Annotated in this window: 16 protein-coding genes and 3 pseudogenes; 6 read left to right on the top strand and 13 right to left on the bottom strand. The window is 52.9% G+C overall.

The annotated features are described in order from the left end of the window. Window positions 1-68 precede the first annotated feature (68 nt). Complete coding sequence (locus ACSZO4_RS14410) at window positions 69-614, bottom strand: flavin reductase family protein (RefSeq protein WP_437889702.1); 546 nt, start codon at window positions 612-614, stop codon at window positions 69-71. Between the two features lie 40 nt (window positions 615-654). Beyond that, window positions 655-2,216: pseudogene (locus ACSZO4_RS14405) on the bottom strand (EAL domain-containing protein). 98 nt (window positions 2,217-2,314) lie between these two features. On the opposite strand from ACSZO4_RS14405, the gene ACSZO4_RS14400 reads away from it, so the two are divergent. Then, the gene (locus ACSZO4_RS14400; protein ID WP_437889700.1) at window positions 2,315-3,031 is read left to right on the top strand and encodes a GntR family transcriptional regulator; all 717 of its coding nucleotides are present in this window, start codon (window positions 2,315-2,317) and stop codon (window positions 3,029-3,031) included. Between the two features lies 1 nt (window position 3,032). Here the strand turns inward: ACSZO4_RS14400 and ACSZO4_RS14395 are convergent, their stop codons facing one another. Next, entirely contained in the window at window positions 3,033-4,232 is a 1,200-nt protein-coding gene (locus ACSZO4_RS14395; protein ID WP_437889698.1) for an enolase C-terminal domain-like protein, read from the bottom strand. Between the two features lie 276 nt (window positions 4,233-4,508). On the opposite strand from ACSZO4_RS14395, the gene ACSZO4_RS14390 reads away from it, so the two are divergent. Then, on the top strand, window positions 4,509-5,876 hold the full coding sequence (locus tag ACSZO4_RS14390) for a PTS transporter subunit EIIC (protein WP_437889696.1): 1,368 nt from the start codon (window positions 4,509-4,511) through the stop codon (window positions 5,874-5,876). Window positions 5,877-5,880: 4 nt separating this feature from the next. Here the strand turns inward: ACSZO4_RS14390 and ACSZO4_RS14385 are convergent, their stop codons facing one another. From ACSZO4_RS14385 to ACSZO4_RS14370, 4 genes are read right to left on the bottom strand one after another with little or no spacing between them, the layout of a single operon-like run. Next, the gene (locus ACSZO4_RS14385) at window positions 5,881-6,540 is read right to left on the bottom strand and encodes a methionine ABC transporter permease (protein ID WP_437889720.1); all 660 of its coding nucleotides are present in this window, start codon (window positions 6,538-6,540) and stop codon (window positions 5,881-5,883) included. After that, entirely contained in the window at window positions 6,537-7,328 is a 792-nt protein-coding gene (locus ACSZO4_RS14380) for a methionine ABC transporter ATP-binding protein (protein ID WP_437889694.1), read from the bottom strand. Before ACSZO4_RS14380 ends, ACSZO4_RS14385 begins: the two co-directional genes overlap by 4 nt. Further along, entirely contained in the window at window positions 7,325-8,131 is an 807-nt protein-coding gene (locus ACSZO4_RS14375) for a MetQ/NlpA family ABC transporter substrate-binding protein (protein WP_437889692.1), read from the bottom strand. The genes ACSZO4_RS14380 and ACSZO4_RS14375 overlap by 4 nt, the downstream gene beginning before the upstream one ends. A 28-nt stretch (window positions 8,132-8,159) precedes the next feature. Further along, a complete protein-coding gene (locus tag ACSZO4_RS14370; protein ID WP_437889690.1) occupies window positions 8,160-9,188 on the bottom strand; it encodes an isopenicillin N synthase family dioxygenase in 1,029 nt (342 codons plus the stop codon). Window positions 9,189-9,456: 268 nt separating this feature from the next. Between ACSZO4_RS14370 and ACSZO4_RS14365 the strand changes: the two genes are divergently transcribed. Both ACSZO4_RS14365 and ykgO read left to right on the top strand, forming a co-directional pair. Then, window positions 9,457-9,717: a type B 50S ribosomal protein L31 gene (locus tag ACSZO4_RS14365; RefSeq protein WP_437889688.1), complete on the top strand. Its 261-nt coding sequence runs from the start codon at window positions 9,457-9,459 to the stop codon at window positions 9,715-9,717. Window positions 9,718-9,720: 3 nt separating this feature from the next. Then, entirely contained in the window at window positions 9,721-9,861 is a 141-nt protein-coding gene (ykgO, locus tag ACSZO4_RS14360) for a type B 50S ribosomal protein L36 (RefSeq protein WP_006818844.1), read from the top strand. On the opposite strand, the gene ACSZO4_RS14355 is transcribed toward ykgO, so the two are convergent. Then, entirely contained in the window at window positions 9,858-10,559 is a 702-nt protein-coding gene (locus ACSZO4_RS14355) for a GNAT family N-acetyltransferase (RefSeq protein ID WP_437889686.1), read from the bottom strand. The two genes, ykgO and ACSZO4_RS14355, sit on opposite strands and share 4 nt — an antisense overlap. A gap of 99 nt (window positions 10,560-10,658) precedes the next feature. On the opposite strand from ACSZO4_RS14355, the pseudogene ACSZO4_RS14350 reads away from it, so the two are divergent. After that, a pseudogene (locus ACSZO4_RS14350) lies at window positions 10,659-12,110 on the top strand (PLP-dependent aminotransferase family protein). Here the strand turns inward: ACSZO4_RS14350 and ACSZO4_RS14345 are convergent. From ACSZO4_RS14345 to acrA, 5 genes are all read right to left on the bottom strand, one after another. Beyond that, window positions 12,079-12,549 carry a YlaC family protein gene (locus tag ACSZO4_RS14345; RefSeq protein ID WP_437889684.1) on the bottom strand — a complete coding sequence of 157 codons (471 nt, stop codon included), beginning with the start codon at window positions 12,547-12,549 and terminating at the stop codon, window positions 12,079-12,081. The pseudogene ACSZO4_RS14350 and the gene ACSZO4_RS14345 overlap by 32 nt on opposite strands. A gap of 244 nt (window positions 12,550-12,793) precedes the next feature. Continuing rightward, entirely contained in the window at window positions 12,794-13,012 is a 219-nt protein-coding gene (locus ACSZO4_RS14340; RefSeq protein ID WP_437889682.1) for an HHA domain-containing protein, read from the bottom strand. Window positions 13,013-13,039: 27 nt separating this feature from the next. Beyond that, on the bottom strand, window positions 13,040-13,414 hold the full coding sequence (gene tomB, locus ACSZO4_RS14335) for an Hha toxicity modulator TomB (RefSeq protein WP_437889680.1): 375 nt from the start codon (window positions 13,412-13,414) through the stop codon (window positions 13,040-13,042). A gap of 517 nt (window positions 13,415-13,931) precedes the next feature. Then, entirely contained in the window at window positions 13,932-17,081 is a 3,150-nt protein-coding gene (gene acrB / locus ACSZO4_RS14330) for a multidrug efflux RND transporter permease subunit AcrB (protein ID WP_437889678.1), read from the bottom strand. A 22-nt stretch (window positions 17,082-17,103) separates the two neighbouring features. Then, window positions 17,104-18,297, bottom strand: a complete 1,194-nt coding sequence (gene acrA, locus ACSZO4_RS14325) for a multidrug efflux RND transporter periplasmic adaptor subunit AcrA (protein WP_437889676.1) — start codon at window positions 18,295-18,297, stop codon at window positions 17,104-17,106. Window positions 18,298-18,438: 141 nt separating this feature from the next. Between acrA and ACSZO4_RS14320 the strand changes: the two are divergent. Further along, window positions 18,439-18,609: pseudogene (locus tag ACSZO4_RS14320) on the top strand (TetR family transcriptional regulator); the annotation flags it as partial. Window positions 18,610-18,682: the final 73 nt, after the last annotated feature.

Genomic DNA, 18,682 nt, shown 5'->3' with positions numbered 1-18,682 from the left:
GGTGGGATCTTCCCGCCGCGTTGCTCACTTCGGTGGTTTTTCCCGATCCCTGAGAAGCCAGTTGGCATTCAGGAAACCCGGGTAAACCATTTTTGCCGATCAAGACGATCGCCATCCGTGCGGAAAACGCCTCCGCCGGTGTAGTGCAGGGTCTGCGGCCACACGGGTTGCGGCTTCACGCGGGCGGCAACCACTTCGAAAATAAAAAAGTTATAACGTTCAACCATGGCATCGTCATAGAGCCGACATTCAAAATTAGCGTGACATTCGGCGATGGACGGAGCGCTCACCTGATGACTCTTTTCTGCCGTCAGTCCAAATGTTGCAAACTTATCCGTCTGCGCGCCACTGCAATTGCCGATTTGGGCCACCACATCTGCCATGCTGGCGTCGGGCAGGTTGATAACACACTCGCCGCTACGACGAATACGTTCAAAACTGAGATTACCGGCTGAGATCATGCAGCCGACCAGCGATGGCGAAAATTCAAGGATCGTATGCCAGCCGAGGGTCATAATATTGCTTTTTCCCTGCCAGTAGCTGCTGATTAACACCACCGGGCCGGGCTCCAGCCAGTGCCGCACGTCATCCAGCGGCCAGGGTTGCTTTTTCATTATCACTCCACCGTGTTTACCTGTTTAAAAGGTAGCAAACTCAGGGCGTGTTGAGGTTTTTATCCGCCCAGTTAAAAAAGGCCTCTTTTGCCAGCGCTTTGCTGTACAGCCAGCCCTGGCCATATTGCACGCCATGCTGGTACAGCCAGGCCAGTTGGCCTTCGGTTTCGATGCCCTCCGCCACCATCGCCAGTTTTAGCGCTTTGGCTATTTCGACGATATGGGTGGTCATATTTTTATACTCCAGCGCATCGACGAAAGATTTGTCGATTTTGATAATATCGACATCCAGATCCTGTAGATAACTCAGGCTTGAGTAGCCGGTGCCAAAATCGTCGATATAGATAGCGTGCCCGGCGGCGCGCAGCGTGGAAATGGTCGGCATGCTGGTGGCCGGATCGGCAAAACCGCGTTCGGTCACCTCCAGAGCTATCTGCGATGAGGAAAGCTGCCACTGCTCGAGTAGCTGGCTGATGTGCTTTGGCACCATGGAAGTCAGTAAGTCCGGGGGTTCGAGATTGATGGAAACATGCTGCTCCGGGTGCGCCTTGAGCCAGGGGCCCATATCTTCAAACACTTTTTCAATGATAAGCGCTGTCAGTTGCGGCATCAGGCCTGTTTGCTCAGCCAGCGGAATGAAGGTGTCCGGCGAGAGAAAACTGCCGTCGCTTTGCGGCCAACGAACCAGTGCTTCCGCCCCCACAATCTTACCGTCGCTGAGGGAGACGATCGGCTGGTAGAACATCTCCACCTCACGGGCCCGGATGGCATCCAACAGGCGGGAACTGGGAGATTGCAGCCGACGCAGAATACGAATTAAAAAAGGGCGATAGCCAGGCTCAGTAATACCCCGACGGGCAGCCAGATAATCAGTAGCCGCAGCCAACTGGTCTCCAGCGGCGCGAGTGACGCCCAGGTGATAATGGCAATCCCCATCTCCGGCACCGGCATGATGTTCCATGCCGCATTGTTGGCCTGCATCTGAACCGGATGTTGTGCCGAGATGTGCTGTAGCACGTCCATACCTGGGGCCTGACTATTGCTGGTGATCAGCCGCTTACTTTTGATACCGACAAGGGCGACATTGACAGGCCAGGCTCCGGATGACAGCACATCAATAAACGACAACGGATCGGTCATGATGATGTGATGTTCCGTGCCGATTGCGACCATATACTGCGTCAGACCAAGGTCGTTGTGGTTGGTGAGCCAGGCGCGAAATCCATCGCTGGTCACCATCTCCGGCGGGGGAAACGCCGTTGCCTCGCTGCCGATTTCCAGCGATGAGCACTGTGGCATGCTGTCTTCAAGGTAAATCACCTCCTGCGCGTAGCGAAAGGTGTAGGAAATCCGGCGCATCGCCAGCAAGTGTTGCGGGCTACAGGGAACGCCGTCGAAGCGGTCCAGCTGCCGCAGGGCATTTTTACCCTGATTGACCACTTTCTCCGCGCGCATTTTCACCAGCCTGGAAAAGGTATCCAGCTCATTCATAAATGTTTCTTCTGCCTGGCGATGGGAGAGCCAAACGCTCAGTGCCACTGGCAAGAGAACGGCGAAAAGGAGTACACCTGTAACAAGGCTAACCAATCGTCGGTTTGTCATGACCAAAAATCCCTGTTCGATACTGAGAAACATGCATTTTTGAAACCCATAAATGTTATAACACGCGACGATGATTGATTTCTTTCAGGAATTGCGGGATGAAGAAAAAAGAATTTGTAACCCAGGATCTCCTTAGCAAAATTTACCAGTTCACTGAGTCTGGTCCGCGCAAACTTCCCCCTGAAAGACAACTGGCTGAAGAATATGGCGTCTCCCGTTTTACCGTGCGTCAGGCCATTGAGAAATTAGCCAGCATTGGCGTCGTGCGCATCGTGCAGGGTTCCGGGTGCTGGATCAACGAACAGGCGCGTAATAATCCACTGGTTTATAACTCGATCACTGAAAAGCGCTTCGATCAAATCCGTTTTCGCATGGTCAGCCTGCACAAGAAGCGGCCCGACCGTGATGAACAGCAGATCTTCGGTCTGAGTGATGAGAGCTTTATCTGGCAGTTTTGCCGCCTGCGTTTCGTTGATGAAGAGGCGGTGCAGATTGAAATTACCCGTATGCCGGTAGAGGGGTTTACCGATTTAAATCAGCAGGTAATTGAAAGTTCGCTCCAGCAATATGTGCTGACAAAGGGCTACCAGATTTCCCATATGCTGACGACCTACCGTGCGGTGCTGGTCGGCCGGGAGCAGGCGACACTGCTGGGCTGCAAAAAAGGCAGCCCGGCCATGCACATCAGTAACCGCGGGATCCTCGAAGGCGGGCGGGTGTATGAAGTCAGCGATATTATCGACATCAATTATAGCTGTACTTATGTTATCCCGCACAACCGCCAGAACCTCGCCTTTCGCAAAGGTGAGACCTGAATTAAGGCGTATGGATTGTGCCATCCGGCAGACGACTCTGCGTCCACTCATGCGGGCGATACAGCACCGGATAGCGCAATCCTTCTTCTTCGTTAAATGTCACTCCGATGCCCGGCGTCTGCGTCGGGTAAACAAACCCTTCTTTGACCACCGGCGCGCCAGGGAAGACCGCGTCGGTTGCTGACGAGCGCGGAATGTACTCCTGAATGGCGGCATTGTGCAGGTGAATATTCAAATGGGTATTCACCGCCACGCCAATGGGCGTCATATCGCCAGGACCATGCCAGGCGAGGCGTACGCCGAATGCCTGGCACAATACGGCAAGCTTCAGGGCCGGAGTGATGCCACCGATTTGTGAAATATGGCAACGGATAAAATCGATACGGCGATTCACAATCAATTCATGCCATTCTGCCGGATTATTAAATAACTCCCCCATCGCCAGCGGAATGCTGCTGTGCTGGCGCACCTGTTCAAACCAGCCGCTCTGCTGGGGTGGTAAAATATCTTCGAGAAAATAGGGCTGCCAGGCTTCCAGTTGTTTTGCCAGGTGCACCGCCTGCTGCGGAAACAGGCGTTCATGAACATCATGCAAAATGTGCAGGCCAAAACCGTACTTTTCACGCAGTGCTTTAAACATGGCAATGGTGTTGCTCATATACTCATGCTGGTCGAAATACGCGCCCGGCGTTGGATTGTGCGGAGTGTGGAGTTGCTCAGGCGTGCCGCCGTAAAAACCCAACTGACAGCGGATATGGCGATAGCCCTGTTCGCGCAGACGATCCACGCTTGTGAAAAGTTCCTCAAGCGTTTCGCCGCTGGCATGGCTGTAGGCCGGGATAGCCGTGCGCGATTGCCCACCCAGCAGCTGGTAGAGTGGCATGCCAGCCAGTTGACCTTTGATATCCCACAGTGCCATATCGACACCGGAAATGGCGTTATTCATCACCGGGCCATTACGCCAGTATGCGTTAACGTTCATCATCTGCCACAGATCTTCAATATGGTTGGCATCACGCCCGATAAGCAACGGCTTCAGATACTCATCCACCAGGGTTTTCACTGCCAGCGGTCGCTGCTGAAAGGTGGCGCAGCCGTGGCCGGTCACGCCTTTATCGGTTGTGATACGGACGGCAACCAGATTGTGTCTGTCCGGACGGGTGATAAAACATTCGACATTTTGGATAAGGGTTGGCGTCACCAGGAGACTCCTTTACAACAATGTGATAAGCCAGAATGGTTATTATCTTCCGCTTAATTTTTAGTAAAGGTAAACACTTTTTTTGATAAATATTTTGGTAAGTTATTTTGTTATTTTTAATTAAAAACCATACCAATTCTATGTTGTCGGCTGTTTTATGTTCTTTGGTATGGCGAATTGTGATGTAGCTCATGATTTATTGGTTTGTTTTAGCGTTTTTCTTTCTTTACCCTTTGAGGCAAGTATTAAAACGACGATATTCGTGCAGGAGCTTTTATGGGAACGCAAGAGGCCATCAACAATATTATCCGACTGGTGGGTGGACAAGATAATATCAACAATGTCTGGCATTGCATGACGCGCTTACGCTTTGATCTGATTGACGACAATAAAGTGGATCAAGGGGCCATTAAAGCACTGCCTGGCGTACTGGGTGCGCAGTTGCAGAGCGATCAGTTTCAGATTGTTATCGGGCCAAAAGTAAATAGCTGGTACGAGCAAATGCTGACGGTGCTGGGCAATAAAGCGCCATCTGTTGCGCAGGCGAAAGGGGGCAAAAGTCTGGTATCGATGTTTATGGATACCGTCTCCGGCGTCTTTGGCCCGATAGTGCCGGCAATCGCCGGTGCCGGGATGATTAAAGGATTGCTGGCGGGACTTATTGCCCTCAAGGTCGTCTCGGCAAAAAGCGATACCGTGGTCATTATTGATTTGATCGCCAGCGGTGTTTTTTACTTTCTGCCGTTTTTCCTTGCCGTTTCGGCAGCGAAAATTTTCAAAACCAACGAATACCTGGCCGCAGCGGTGGCTGCCTGTTTAATGTACCCGTCGCTGATTGATGCGGCGAAAGCCCTGGCGGCCCACCAGGATGGGGCGGTGAGCGCCTTCTGGCTACTGAACGCTCTGCCGGTGTCGGTGTTTAACTATGCCTCCAGCGTGATCCCGGTCATTTTCTCCATCCTGGCACTGAGTTATATCCACCGCTGGGTCGACAGGATCATGCCTGAGGTGTTGAAAACCGTCTTTACGCCAACCCTGACGCTGTTTCTGGGGGCACTGGCGGCGCTGGTGATTATTGGGCCGATTGGCATTTATCTTGGTAAGGCGCTGGCGTGGTTTATCGAGGGTTTGTTTGGCATTTCGGCCAGTTTTGCCGGGCTGGTGGTCGGCGCGATTCGTCCGGTGGCGATCCTGACCGGAATGCATCACGCAATGACGCCAATTGCTTTGCAAAACTTCAGTGAGCGCGGATACGACATGCTGATGCCGATGATGTTTATGGCCAATATGGCGATTGCCGGATCGACCTTCGCCATCTGGCGGCTCAGCAAAAACCGCCAGGATAAGACCGTTACCCTTTCTGCGGCTATCTCCGCGCTGTTGGGCATTACGGAACCGGCGCTGTTTGGGGTACTGACACGCTATAAAAAGGCCTTTATTGCCGCGACGGTAGCAAGCTCCCTGGCCTCTGCGTTTATCGCCTTCTTTGGCGTTCGCCTGTATGGCTACATTCTGTCGAGCATTTTTAGCCTGCCCGCCTACATTGGCCCATATCTGATCTACGCCCTCTCCGGCGTGGTGATGGCGCTGGCGCTGTCATTTATTTTGACCACCTGGCTTGTGAGCAAAGAGGTGGCCGAATAACGTCTTAACGTCGGTGCGCCAGGCGGCGCACCAGATGGTCGCCTGCCATTTGCACGCCCTGCACCATGATTAACAAAATCACCACCGTTCCCAGCATCACCTGATCGTTAAAACGCTGGTAACCATAGCGGATAGCAAGATCGCCCAACCCGCCGCCGCCAATGACTCCGGCCATGGATGAGAAGCCAATCAACATCACCACGGTCAGCGTTATCCCTGCCAGTAAGGTCGGCAGGGCTTCCGGCAGCAGCGCTTTGGCAATCACATGCCAGGGGCTGCCGCCCATAGATAAAATGGCTTCGATGCGTCCGTAGTCAACTTCATCCAGCGCACTTTCCGTTAAGCGGGCGAAGAAGGGAAAAGCACCGATGGTAATGGGCACGATGGCGGCGGTACTGCCAAGCGTGGTGCCGATAAGCAAGCGGGTGAACGGGATAAGCGCAATCAGCAGGACGATAAACGGCAACGACCGACCGAAATTGACCACCGCCCCCAGCAGGGCATTGAGCCGTGGCATCGGCACCAGCCCGTTGCGGCGGGAGATAAACAGCAGCACACCCAGCGGCAGGCCGATAAGTACGGTAAAAAGCGCGGCCAGCGCCACCATATACATGGTCTCCAGCGTGCCGTCGAACAGTAACGGCCAGAGATCTTCCCAACTCATGCTACCCCGCATAAAGGCCTCCCGTTAAAACCGTGGCGGGCGAGGAAATCCCGTTCCGCCTGCGGATCGTGCAGCAGTGCGCTGCGTAATTTTGACCAGGGCGCAACCAGCAGATCGGCGATTTTTCCGCTCTCAATCACTTCACCGTTTTCCAGCAAGGAGGCATGGTCGCAAAGCGTCTTCACCACTTCCAGTTCATGGGTGATAAGCACGATCGTCAATTTCAGCTTCTGGTTGATATCCGCCAGCAGCGCAAGCACGGATGCGGTGGTCTCCGGATCCAGCGCGCTGGTGGCTTCATCGCAAAGCAATACATCCGGGCGGGCTGCCAGCGCTCTGGCGATACCGACACGCTGTTTCTGCCCGCCGGAGAGCTGCGAGGGAAAAGCCTGGGCTTTATCGCTCAGCCCGACCAGCCACAGCAACTCTTCCACGCGCTCCCGACGCAGTGCTTTTGGGGTCCCGGCGATTTCCAGCGGGACGGCGACGTTATCTGCCACCGTACGCGCATGCAGCAGGTTAAAATGCTGGAAAATCATCCCGGTACGCAGGCGGTGTTCGCGAAGCCCGGCTTTGTCGAGCTGAGTGATGTCGTGACCGTTGATGATGATGCGGCCCGTAGTGGGCCGCTCCAGCAGGTTGAGACAGCGGATCAGGGTGCTTTTCCCCGCACCGCTACGCCCGAGGATGCCATAAATAGCCCCTTTGGGAATGCTCAGCGATACGTTGTTGAGCGCCGGTCGGCCTGTTCCGGCATAGCGTTTGCTCAGCCCGTCAATCTCAATCATGACTGCGGGGCGACCGGGATCACTGAGCCGTTGTACGTTTTACGAATAAACTCGGCGACCTGCGGAGAGGTGAGGTCTTTTGCCAGTTCTTTGATTCGTGGATCATTGGCAAGCGCCGGGTTGGTCACCAGAATATTGGCGTACGGGTTATGGTCTGCACTCTCCAGACCCAGCGCATCTTTAGCCGGAGATAAGCCCGCTTCCAGGGCATAGTTGCCATTAATGACCGCCAGCGCAACATCATCAAGTGAACGCGGGATCTGTGGCGACTCTACTTCCAGAATTTTCAGATGCTTCGGGTTTTCAACAATATCTTTTGGCGTTGCCAGGGTGCTGGCCGGATCGGTGAACTTCGCATCGAGTTTAATCAAGCCCTGACTTTGCAGCAGGAACAGCGCGCGGCTCAGGTTAGTGACGTTGTTCGGCACCGCAACGGTGGAGCCATCCGGCACGGATTTAAAGTCTTTGTATTTGTGCGAGTAAATGCCCAATGGCTCAATATGTACCGTGGCGGCGACGGCAAAGTTTTTACCCAGTGCCTTTTCCTGACTTTTCAGGTAAGGCACATGCTGGAAGTAGTTGGCATCGACGTCGCCGCTTGCCAGCAGCTCATTGGCGTTTGCGCCGCTGGTAAGCTCAACAATTTTAATATCCAGTTTCGGATCCAGTTTTTTAACGTAATTAAGGATCTCAGCGTGCGGAACAGGATCCGCGGCGATACGCAGTGTTTCAGCTTGCGCAGAGCTCCATGCCAGAGAAAGAGATAATGCGACCCCTGCCAGTTTAAACGCGGCATTTTTCATGATGTGTTTCCTTTATGTTGTTATGGTGTCAGACGATCAATTGTTCACTGCGTTCGCGCAGCACATCGCGGTAGTAACGTTCAGCCACATCCGGGTGAGAACGTAAACGTCCCTTCAGATAGTTCCAGCCCACGTCGCGTAACAGTGGATTGTGCGGATCGCTTTCCGGGCCCTGCGCATCGCGCGCCAGTGCTTCAGGCAGGGCAAATACCGGCACGACTGCATCCAGTTGCGCGCCGAGGAAAAAGGCGACAGACAGGCGATCTCGTCCGGCGGGCGGGGAGACCACACGGTGTACCGTGGCCCGCAGGTAGCCATTGGTTGCCAGCTCCAGCAATTCACCGATATTGACCACAAAGCTGCCGGGCAGCGGGGTGGCATCAATCCAGTTGTCCGGTGAAATCTCGACCTGCAATCCTTTTTGTTCATCCTGCAACAGGAAGCTCAGGAAGCCGGAATCTTTATGCGCCCCCACGCCCTGGGAGCTTTCGTTGCTCTGCTGGCCGGGATAACGAATCAGTTTGATATGCTCATTGGGTTTATCGCCGTACAGCGCATCAAAGGCATCGGCAGGTAAATTCAGCGCTTGCGCAAAGGCACGTAGCAGTACGGTGGCCATTTCGGTCATCGATTTTTGCCACTCAAGCAGCGTGCTCTTAAGCGTTGGCTGTTCCTGCGGCCACAGATTGGGCCCCTGCAATCGACGCCAGCGCGGATCGTTGTCGCTCACCAGAAGCGCCGGGCGCTCCGCGCCAATATCAAATTGTTCACGCCAGTCGGGTTTTCCTCTGGTCAGCTCGGATGCCGCGCGGTTGTAGCCACGAAAATGCGGGGAGTGGATCATCGCCACTTGCTGCTTTTGCTCATCATTTAAGGCAAAAAAGCGTCGGGCTTCCTGTTGAACGGCGTGCTGAAGGTCAGCGTTGACACCATGATGGGTGAGATAGAAGAAACCAATATCGCGTGCGGCGCTGCGCAGCTCTTCGAGAAAGTCATCCCGCTGAGCGGGATTGAAGTACCTTGAGAGGTTGAGGACAGGTAATGTGGTGGCGTTCATTGTGTACTCCGAATAAAGGGTCGCAGGTGTCAGTTCTTTTTAGAGTCCGGGGTTCGGCACAACAGCAGCGCATCATGATGCTTTCCTCACATGTGGTTTAGGTGCAGCTTGCCCTAAGCCAAAAAATTCAACCAATAACCTTCTTTTCTAATTTATGACCGGGCAGGGTTCGTAGCTTTTGCGAAAAACAGCTAAAGCGCAGGTGTTGCTATGGCACAATAAATTCGCTAGACTTTTGTTATGTTATAACAATGCATGCGAGAAAGAGATGAAACCCGATATTCACCCGTACTACCGCACCGTGGTGTTTCATGACACCAGTGCGAACGAGTACTTCAAAGTTGGCTCGACGATCAAAACCGATCGTGAAATTGAACTTGATGGCAAAACCTGGCCGTACGTGACGCTGGATGTTTCTTCTGCATCACATCCGTATTACACCGGTAAGCAGAAAGTGGTGGGCAACGAGGGGAGTGCTGCGCGCTTCCAGCAGCGTTTCGGTCGTTTTATTGGCACTAAACGGGACTAAATTATGCAGGTACTTAACTCTTTACGCAGCGCTAAACAACGCCACCCTGACTGCCAGATAGTCAAGCGCAAGGGGCGTCTGTATGTGATTTGCAAATCTAACCCGCGCTTTAAAGCCGTACAGGGCAGAAAGAAAAAACGTTAATTGCGCAAGCTTTCCAGGGAATACCGTTGCTTGCCGTCGGCAGTGAAATTGTCGGCGGCAAGCCATTTTCTTAAAGCCTTATCGAGTTGCGGCCAGTCACTATCGATAACCGAAAACCAGTCTGTATCCCGATTGTGTCCTTTAATGACCAGCGCCTGGCGAAAACGCCCTTCAAACTGAAAACCTAACCGCAGGGCGGCGCGCCGTGAGGGTTCGTTCAGACTGTTGCATTTCCACTCGTAACGACGGTAGCCCAGGGTTTCCATGGCGTAGCGCATCAACAGCCACTGTGCTTCAGTCGAGGCCGGTGTACGAGTCAGCAGCGGCGAAAAATGGACATGCCCGACTTCTATAACGCCGTTTTTTGCATCAATCCGCATCAAAGCCAGAGTGCCAACGGGCGACTGCGTCTGTTTATCGATGACGGCGAAATGAATGGGATCCTGCAATTCACAGACGCTGGCGACCCATGCGGTAAAGGATCCCACGTCGTTATCCGGTTCGCGCAACAGCCAGGTCCAGCTTCTTCCATCCCCGTTCAGACTGTAAGCGGCAAAAAGCGCTGCGGCACTCTCGACCCGCAGGGGTTCGAGACGACAATATTGGCCCTCAAGGATCACGCGCTGTGGAAAAGGGCGGGGCAGCCAGCCCGTAAGGGCGTCACCCACCGGTTGTCCGTATTGATTCAGTTGGCTCATGTTGTCTCCTTTGTTGGTTTCAGCCAAGCGTAGGGGTTCACTGGTTCCATAAGAAGTGCCATCAGGCTATATTTTTATGGAACCACCAGGGAGGCAACAATGAACATTCCGGACGATGCACTCCAGGCGCTGCTGCGCCCGGCACTTCTCGGACGTGCGGGCTTAACCCGCCAGCGGGTTATCTACCTGACGCTGCGTGATGCCATTCTGAGCGGCACGCTTAAGGCCTAAAGCCTGTTGCCGGGATCGCGTGTGCTCGCCAAAGAGCTGGGTATTTCGCGAAATACGGTTAATGCCGCGCTGGAGCAGCTCACCATTGAAGGCTTTGTCGTGCGTGAGCGGCAGGGCACTCGCGTGCTGATGCTTGCCAGTGCGCCCGTGGCAGATAAAACGCCGCCTGTCTCGCTGGCAAGCAGGGTACAAGGGTTGCCGCAGGGAACCATTCGTCATGCCCCGGCTTTGGCTCTGACCCCGGGCTTGCCTGCGGTGAATTACTTTCCGGTGGCGACCTGGCGCAGGCTGATGGACCGTATCTGGCGCGATAATGGTAGCCAGTTGTTGGGCTATGGCGATTCGCCGGGAGAAGGGCGCTTGCGTGCCGCGATTGCCCGCCATCTGGCGTTGGCGCGCGGCATTCACTGTGAAGCGGAACAGATTGTTATCACGGAAGGGGCTCAGGATGCCCTGATGCTGTGTATCCATCTGCTGTGCGATCCTGGAGATAACGCCTGGGTTGAGGAGCCTGGCTATAACGGCGTAAAAAGCGCATTTCTGGCGGCAGGTTTACGTGTCAGCGGAATCGCGCTCGACGGCGAAGGCATGACGCTGCCGAAAGATGCGCCATTGCCGCGGATTATCTATACCTCGCCGTCACATCAATATCCGCTGGGCTATATCATGAGCGCCGCCCGGCGCTTGCAGTTGCTGGACGCTGCCCGGCGTGCCGGAAGCTGGATTATCGAAGATGATTATGACAGTGAGTTTCGTTATCCCGGCGACCCTGTTCCCGCGATGCTGGGGATGATGCCAAACCCTCCGGTGGTCTATTTAGGCACCTTCAGTAAGACGCTGTTCCCCGCGCTGCGCATTGGCTTTATGGTGATGCCTCCGGCGCTTGCGCAGGCGGCGGCTCCGGTTATTAATAGTCTGCTGCGAGGTGGACATCGCGCTGAACAGCTGGCGTTAGCGCAGTTTATTGAAGACGGTCATTATGCGCGCCATCTGGCGGCGATGCGGCGGCTATACCGCAGGCGGCAGGAACAGTTGCGGGAAAGCATACTTACGCAGGTGGAAATACCCTATCAGATCCTGGGCGGGGGTGGCGGATTGCATTTGACGCTCGCTCTGCCTGGCGTTGACGATCTGGCGATTGTGCGTGAGGCGCGCAGGTTTAGCCTTGCGCCTCATGCGCTCAGTCGTTTCTATCTCACGCCGTCGCGAGATTCAGCCGGGTTGGTGATTGGCTATGGCAATACTTCCGCCAGCCTGTTTCCAACGGCTGTTCGCACACTCAGTCGTCTTATTGCACAGTACCGGGACGGGCAAGCGTGAAGACATCGTAAAACGATAATTCCCCTTTGCGGGCAACCATTTTCTGCAACTGTGATTTGCTGTCCACATCCACGCCTGGCGAGGCGAGAATATCGCTTATCAGTTCCGGCGGGACAAAACGCGTGTTGTACCATTCGCCGTTGTAGCAAACGCGAAAGTCCAGCACATCGATGTCGTCGTAGCGGTAGCGCGGATAAACATCAAAAAAGAAAAAGGCGTTTAACAGGACAAACAAAAAAATCAGCAGCCATACCGAGCCTGATAAGGTTTCGGACTGGAGCATAACGGCAAGGGTTGCCAGCCATGCGATATACATACCGACAAAAAGCCCAGGATGTTTGCGAATAAAACTGATGCTAAATCGTGGACGATTATCACGCTTTTCGCGCTGGTTAATGTCGTCAATGGTTTTACTGAGCAGCCGCTGGATCTCTGTCATCTGACGCCTTCGGATTATCTGTTATGCAGGGGATAACCTATTTTAAGTTGCCATATTGTGTGAAAAAAGTAACAGTTTTGCCGCAAAAAAAGATAACAGTTACACCACTTTCTTCAGTTTTACAGGCGTAGTTTTGATGATGAGGCCAGGTTTGCCCGGAAATCATTTTTCTTCATTCGTAAGGATGACACGTACCTGCGAAAACGAAGGATAAAACTGAAGCCATAATTAACAGCGTCGTGGACTAGCGTACAAATTTCCACACTGAGGAGGGGATTTTGTCGTAGAGTTTATTCATCGTCAGTTCCGCAAGGCGGTGATCGGCTGCTGAATAAAACACCGTTAGTTCGTCATCAGGAAGTTCGTATTTATTTTTTTCAATAACGCGTTCCAGGGTGTCAATTGTCTGACAACGTCGCAGACGCATCAAATAATCAACTTTGGTTAATGGCTTATCAGACATAAATGTACCTTTTCTGGTTGTAATATTTTAACAAGGGTGGCTAACAGGGTTAACCTTGCTCACATTGACGAAGCAGCGAAACAAGCGGTTGCCTGATTTGCGCCATTTCTGCAAGTCTTGTGTATTGATGCCATAGCTACTGAACAACATAAACGTATCGTCCAGGTATTCATCTATCTGCTCAATCAACTTATTATCTTCATTATACTTAATTTTATAATTAAGCGCGAAGGTTGCTATATGTTCAATCAACTCATTTAACTGCAAGTTGTTTGCTGAAGTAGGATCGTTGACCCATCCATGATGGCTTTCTTCAAGATTCACGAGGCAGTCATGGTACAACGTTTCGCAGAGAAATTTAAGCTGCGCGATATCATGCCTTTTTGGCGAGTATTCGTCCATAACGCATCCCCTTCTGAGTCGATTTTTTTTACTAACCAAACATTGCTCGGGATGGAGACTTCTGAGGATAGCTGCGACAAATGCGGCGTTCCTCATTGATTTAACTATAAGCCAGTCTTAAAAAGATTTCATTGCGCTATTACGAAAAATTACAATTATTGCGTTTTACTCATGGGGTTGCTAAGGCCCGGATTCTGCGCGGCCTCTCTGCGCATTTTGTTTAAGGATACGGGAGCTTCAATAATCCTTAAACTTCATTAGGTTAGCGAGGAGCAATCTGTATTTAAGATTATTTTAAATATCCTGAGTAACAAATTCCTAAGAATATTCTTACTTAAACTGATTGTACCAGATATTTAGGAATAATACTTGATATATAAAATGTACGTACAATGCCGCAATAAATCTAAGCCTTATTTATGATCATTAGAATAAACAATCAGACAATAAGTGTATTAATTTTGTTGGCGTGCAGATAACAAAAAGGCCGCTTGCGCGGCCTTTTTTTTAGTACAACTTAGTGTTGCTCAACCTTATGGCTGTGCTCCAGATCATCAGTTCTGCGGCTAAAGCGGCGGCGTACCACCACAAAGAACACCGGAACGAAGAAAATGGCCAGCACGGTTGCGGTGATCATCCCGCCCATTACGCCAGTACCGACGGCGTTTTGTGCGCCACTGCCTGCACCAGAGCTGATAACCAGCGGCAGAACCCCGAGGATGAACGCCAGAGACGTCATCAGGATAGGGCGCAGACGCATACGTACAGCTTCCAGCGTCGCTTCAATCAACCCTTTGCCTTCTTTATCCATTAGATCTTTGGCGAATTCGACGATAAGTATCGCGTTCTTCGCCGACAAGCCAATGGTTGTCAGCAGGCCTACCTGGAAGTAAACGTCATTGCCCAGACCACGCATGGTGGCGGCAAGCAGTGCGCCAACAACCCCCAGTGGGACGACGAGCATAACCGAGAACGGAATCGACCAGCTCTCGTACAATGCCGCCAGACACAGGAACACCACAATCAGCGAGATGGCATACAGCGCCGGCGCCTGGTTACCAGAGAGACGTTCCTGATAGGACATCCCCGTCCAGTCATAACCGATACCCGTTGGCAGTTTGCCTGCCAGCTGTTCCATCATCGCCATGGCTTCACCGGTACTTTTACCTGGTGCGGCCTGGCCAAGAAGTTCCATTGATGGCAGACCGTTGTAACGCTCAAGACGCGGCGAACCGTATTCCCAACGGGTGGTCGAGAAGGCGGAGAACGGCACCATCTGACCATCAGAACCACGCACATACCAGTTACCAATATCGTTTGGCAGCATGCGGTATTTCGCTTCAGACATCAGGTAAACTTTCTTCACGCGACCACGGTCGATAAAGTCGTTCACATAGCTACCGCCCCAGGCTGCGCCCAGTGTGGTATTGATGTCGCTGATGGAAACACCCAGCGCCTGCGCTTTTTCCTGATCGATATCGATCTTGAATTGCGGTGTATCTTCCAGACCGTTAGGACGAACCTGGCTCAGCAGATCCGGATGTTGGGCGATTTCGCCAAACAGCTGGTTACGCGCCTGAGTCAGTTTTTCATGTCCCAGGTTTGCCTGGTCAATCAGCTGGAAGTCGAAGCCGGTTGCCGTACCTAACTCAACAATTGCCGGCAGGTTAAAGGCAAACACCATCGCATCTTTAATCTGCGAGAATGGCCCCATTGCACGACCTGCGATAGCCGGTACTTTATTCTCTTCGCCCGGACGTTCTGACCAGTCTTTCAGCGAAACGAAGGCGATACCCGTGTTCTGACCACGTCCTGAGAAGCCGAAGCCGTTAACGGTAAAGACGGAATTTACGTTGTCTTTTTCGTTATCCAGATAGTACTTCGTCACTTCATCAAGCACTTTCTGCGTACGTTCCTGGGTTGCACCTGCAGGCAGTTGCGCCATGGTTAACAGAACGCCCTGGTCTTCATCTGGCAGGAACGAGGTTGGCAGACGGACAAACAGGAATGCCATGCCGACGACGATCAGGATATAGAGCACCAGATAACGACCGGTACTGCGCAGAATGTTGCCTACGCTGTCGGTGTAGTGGTGGGTACTCTTTTCAAACATGCGGTTAAACCAGCCGAAGAAGCCTTTCTTGCCTTCTCCGTGATCGCCTTTAGCAATAGGTTTAAGCATGGTGGCGCAAAGCGCCGGGGTCAGAATCAATGCCACCAGAACCGACAGCACCATCGCGGAAACGATAGTAATGGAGAACTGGCGATAAATAGCACCGGTAGAACCACCGAAGAAGGCCATAGGTACAAATACCGCTGACAGCACCAGCGCGATACCCACCAGTGCGCCCTGAATCTGGCCCATTGATTTACGCGTGGCTTCTTTTGGCGGCAGACCTTCTTCCATCATGACACGCTCGACGTTTTCCACCACCACGATGGCGTCATCGACGAGCAGGCCTATCGCCAGCACCATACCAAACATGGTCAGGGTGTTTATCGAGTAGCCAAAAATGGAGAGGATAGCGAAGGTCCCCAACAGGACGACCGGCACCGCGATAGTAGGAATCAGGGTTGCACGGAAATTCTGCAGGAACAGGTACATGACCAGGAACACCAGCACGATCGCTTCAACCAGGGTTTTCACCACTTCGTTGATGGAGATCTTAACGAACGGGGTGGTGTCGTACGGGTAAACCACTTTCAGACCGTGCGGGAAGAACGGCTCCAGCTTGGCAATGGTGTTACGTACTGCCGCAGCGGTATCCAGGGCGTTCGCACCGGTCGCAAGTTTAATCCCCAGACCAGATGCCGGTTGACCGTTGTAACTGGCAATAACGTCATAGCTTTCGCCGCCCAGCTCAATCTTCGCCACATCACGCAGACGAACCTGTGAACCATCCTGATTCACTTTCAGCATGATTTTGCCGAACTCTTCGGTCGACGTCAGACGGGTCTGCGCGATGATAGAGGCGTTCAACTGCTGGCCTTTCACCGGCGGAGTACCGCCTAACTGGCCTGCCGCGACCTGGGCGTTCTGTGCTTTAATCGCCGCAATCACGTCCACTGGCGTCAGCTGGAAGTTGTTCAGTTTGGTCGGATCCATCCAGATACGCATCGCATACTGCGCACCGAACAGCTGCACGTCACCCACGCCTGTTGTACGGCTGACCGGGTCTTTAACGATAGCGCCGACGTAGTCTGCAATATCTTCCTGGGTCATGGAGCCATCGGTGCTGATCATACCGACAACCATCAGGAAGCTACTGGAGGACTTCTCAACGCTTACACCCTGTTGCTGTACTTCCTGCGGTAACAGCGGCATCGCCAGCTGCAGTTTGTTCTGCACCTGAACCTGCGCGATATCCGCATCAGTACCGGAATCAAAGGTGATCGTTATCTGCACCGTACCAGAGGAATCACTGGCGGAGGACATATACAGCAGGCCATCGATACCGTTCATATTCTGTTCGATAACCTGGGTAACGGTGTCCTGCACCGTTTTCGCATCAGCACCTGGATAGGACGCGCTAATCTGAACTGCCGGTGGCGCAATCGTTGGATATTGCGCAACGGGCAATTTCAGGATCGCAAGACCCCCTGCCAGCATGATGATGATGGCGATCACCCACGCAAATATGGGGCGATCAATAAAGAAATTTGGCATGTCTTAACGGCTCCTGTTTAAGTTAAGACTTAGACGGCTGAGACTGCTCACCTGCCTGGGCTTGCTCTTTGTTATCTGCCGTCACTTCCTGGGCTTTAACCTGCGCGCCCGGCCTTACTTTTTGCAAACCCGTGATAATGACGCGATCGCCTGCTTTGAGGCCATTGGTTACCAGCCATTTGTCACCGATCGCCTGGGAAGCGGTGAGCTGACGAACTTCTACTTTATCGCCTTCACCCACAACCATCGCTGTTGCTTCGCCACGTGGAGTACGAGTCACCCCTTGTTGCGGAACCAGCAGTGCCTGAGGGTTAATGCCTTCTTCCAGTTTCGCGCGAACAAACAGGCCTGGCAGCAGCGTCATATCCGGGTTCGGGAAAATAGCACGCAGCGTAATAGAGCCGGTCGTTTGATCAACGGTCACGTCAGAAAATTCCAGCGTCCCGGTTTGCGGATACTTTGTCCCGTCGTTGGTTACCAGCTCCACTTTCGCTTTGCCGTTTTCCTGTTTCAGCGTGCCGTTTGCCAGTTCCTGTTTCAGACGCAGGTAATCGTTGCTGGATTGGGTAACGTCGACATAGATCGGATCAAGTTGCTGAACGGTGGACAGCGCCGTTGTCTGGCCGGTTTGCACCAGAGCGCCTTCCGTCACGGAAGATTTACCGATGCGACCGCTGATTGGCGACGTGACTTTGGTGTACGCGAGGTTAATACGCGCGGTTTCCACTGCGGCTTTGGCTGCCACAACAGACGCTGAAGCCTGTTGCGCATCGGCCTGGGCCGTATCGTAATCCTGCTGGCTGATGTATTTAGTGCCCAGCAGTTTCTGATAACGGTTAACCGTCATTTGCGCGATATTCGCCGCCGCCTGGGCTTTGGCTAAATCACCTTTTGCACTTTCCCAGGCGGCCTGGTAAGTGGCCGGATCAATCTGATAAAGCGAAACACCGGCTTCAATATCACTGCCTTCGGTGAAGTTACGTTTTAAAATAATACCACTGACCTGCGGACGGACTTCCGCAACGCGGAACGCACTGGTTCTGCCTGGAAGTTCTGTTGTGACCTGTAGAGGTTCAGTTTTGAGCGTGATCACGCCCACTTCCGGCATTTGCCCGGCTCCCTGCTGAGCAGATTTTTCGTCACATCCTGTAAGCGCTAAGCTGCCTGAGAGCATCAGAACGACCGCCAGAGGCGTAAACCCTCTGTTTTTGTTCATATGTAAACCTCGAGTGTCCGATTTCAAATTGATCAATGGATCACGTATCCCAAACCCATTGCTGCGTTTATATTATCGTCATGCTATGGTACAAACATTCATAAATGTATGTAAATCTGACTCCTGTCAATTCACCAACATATGGCACGAAAACCCAAACAACAGGCTCTGGAAACGCGTCAGCACATTCTTGATGTGGCTATTCGCCTCTTTTCCCAACAGGGCGTCTCTTCAACCTCCCTTGCTGATATTGCTCAGGCGGCGGGGGTAACACGCGGCGCGATTTACTGGCACTTCAAAAACAAGTCGGAGTAAGTATCCTCCGGCAGAGCCGGAGGCTTTAGGGTGAGCGCCTCAAAGGCGCCGACAAACCATGAGCCGCCCA

This window comes from Phytobacter sp. V91 (genome assembly GCF_965644225.1).
GTDB lineage: Bacteria > Pseudomonadota > Gammaproteobacteria > Enterobacterales > Enterobacteriaceae > CBFFRJ01.
Note: the sequence above shows the minus strand (reverse complement) of the source record. Positions and strands in the feature narration are given on the sequence as shown.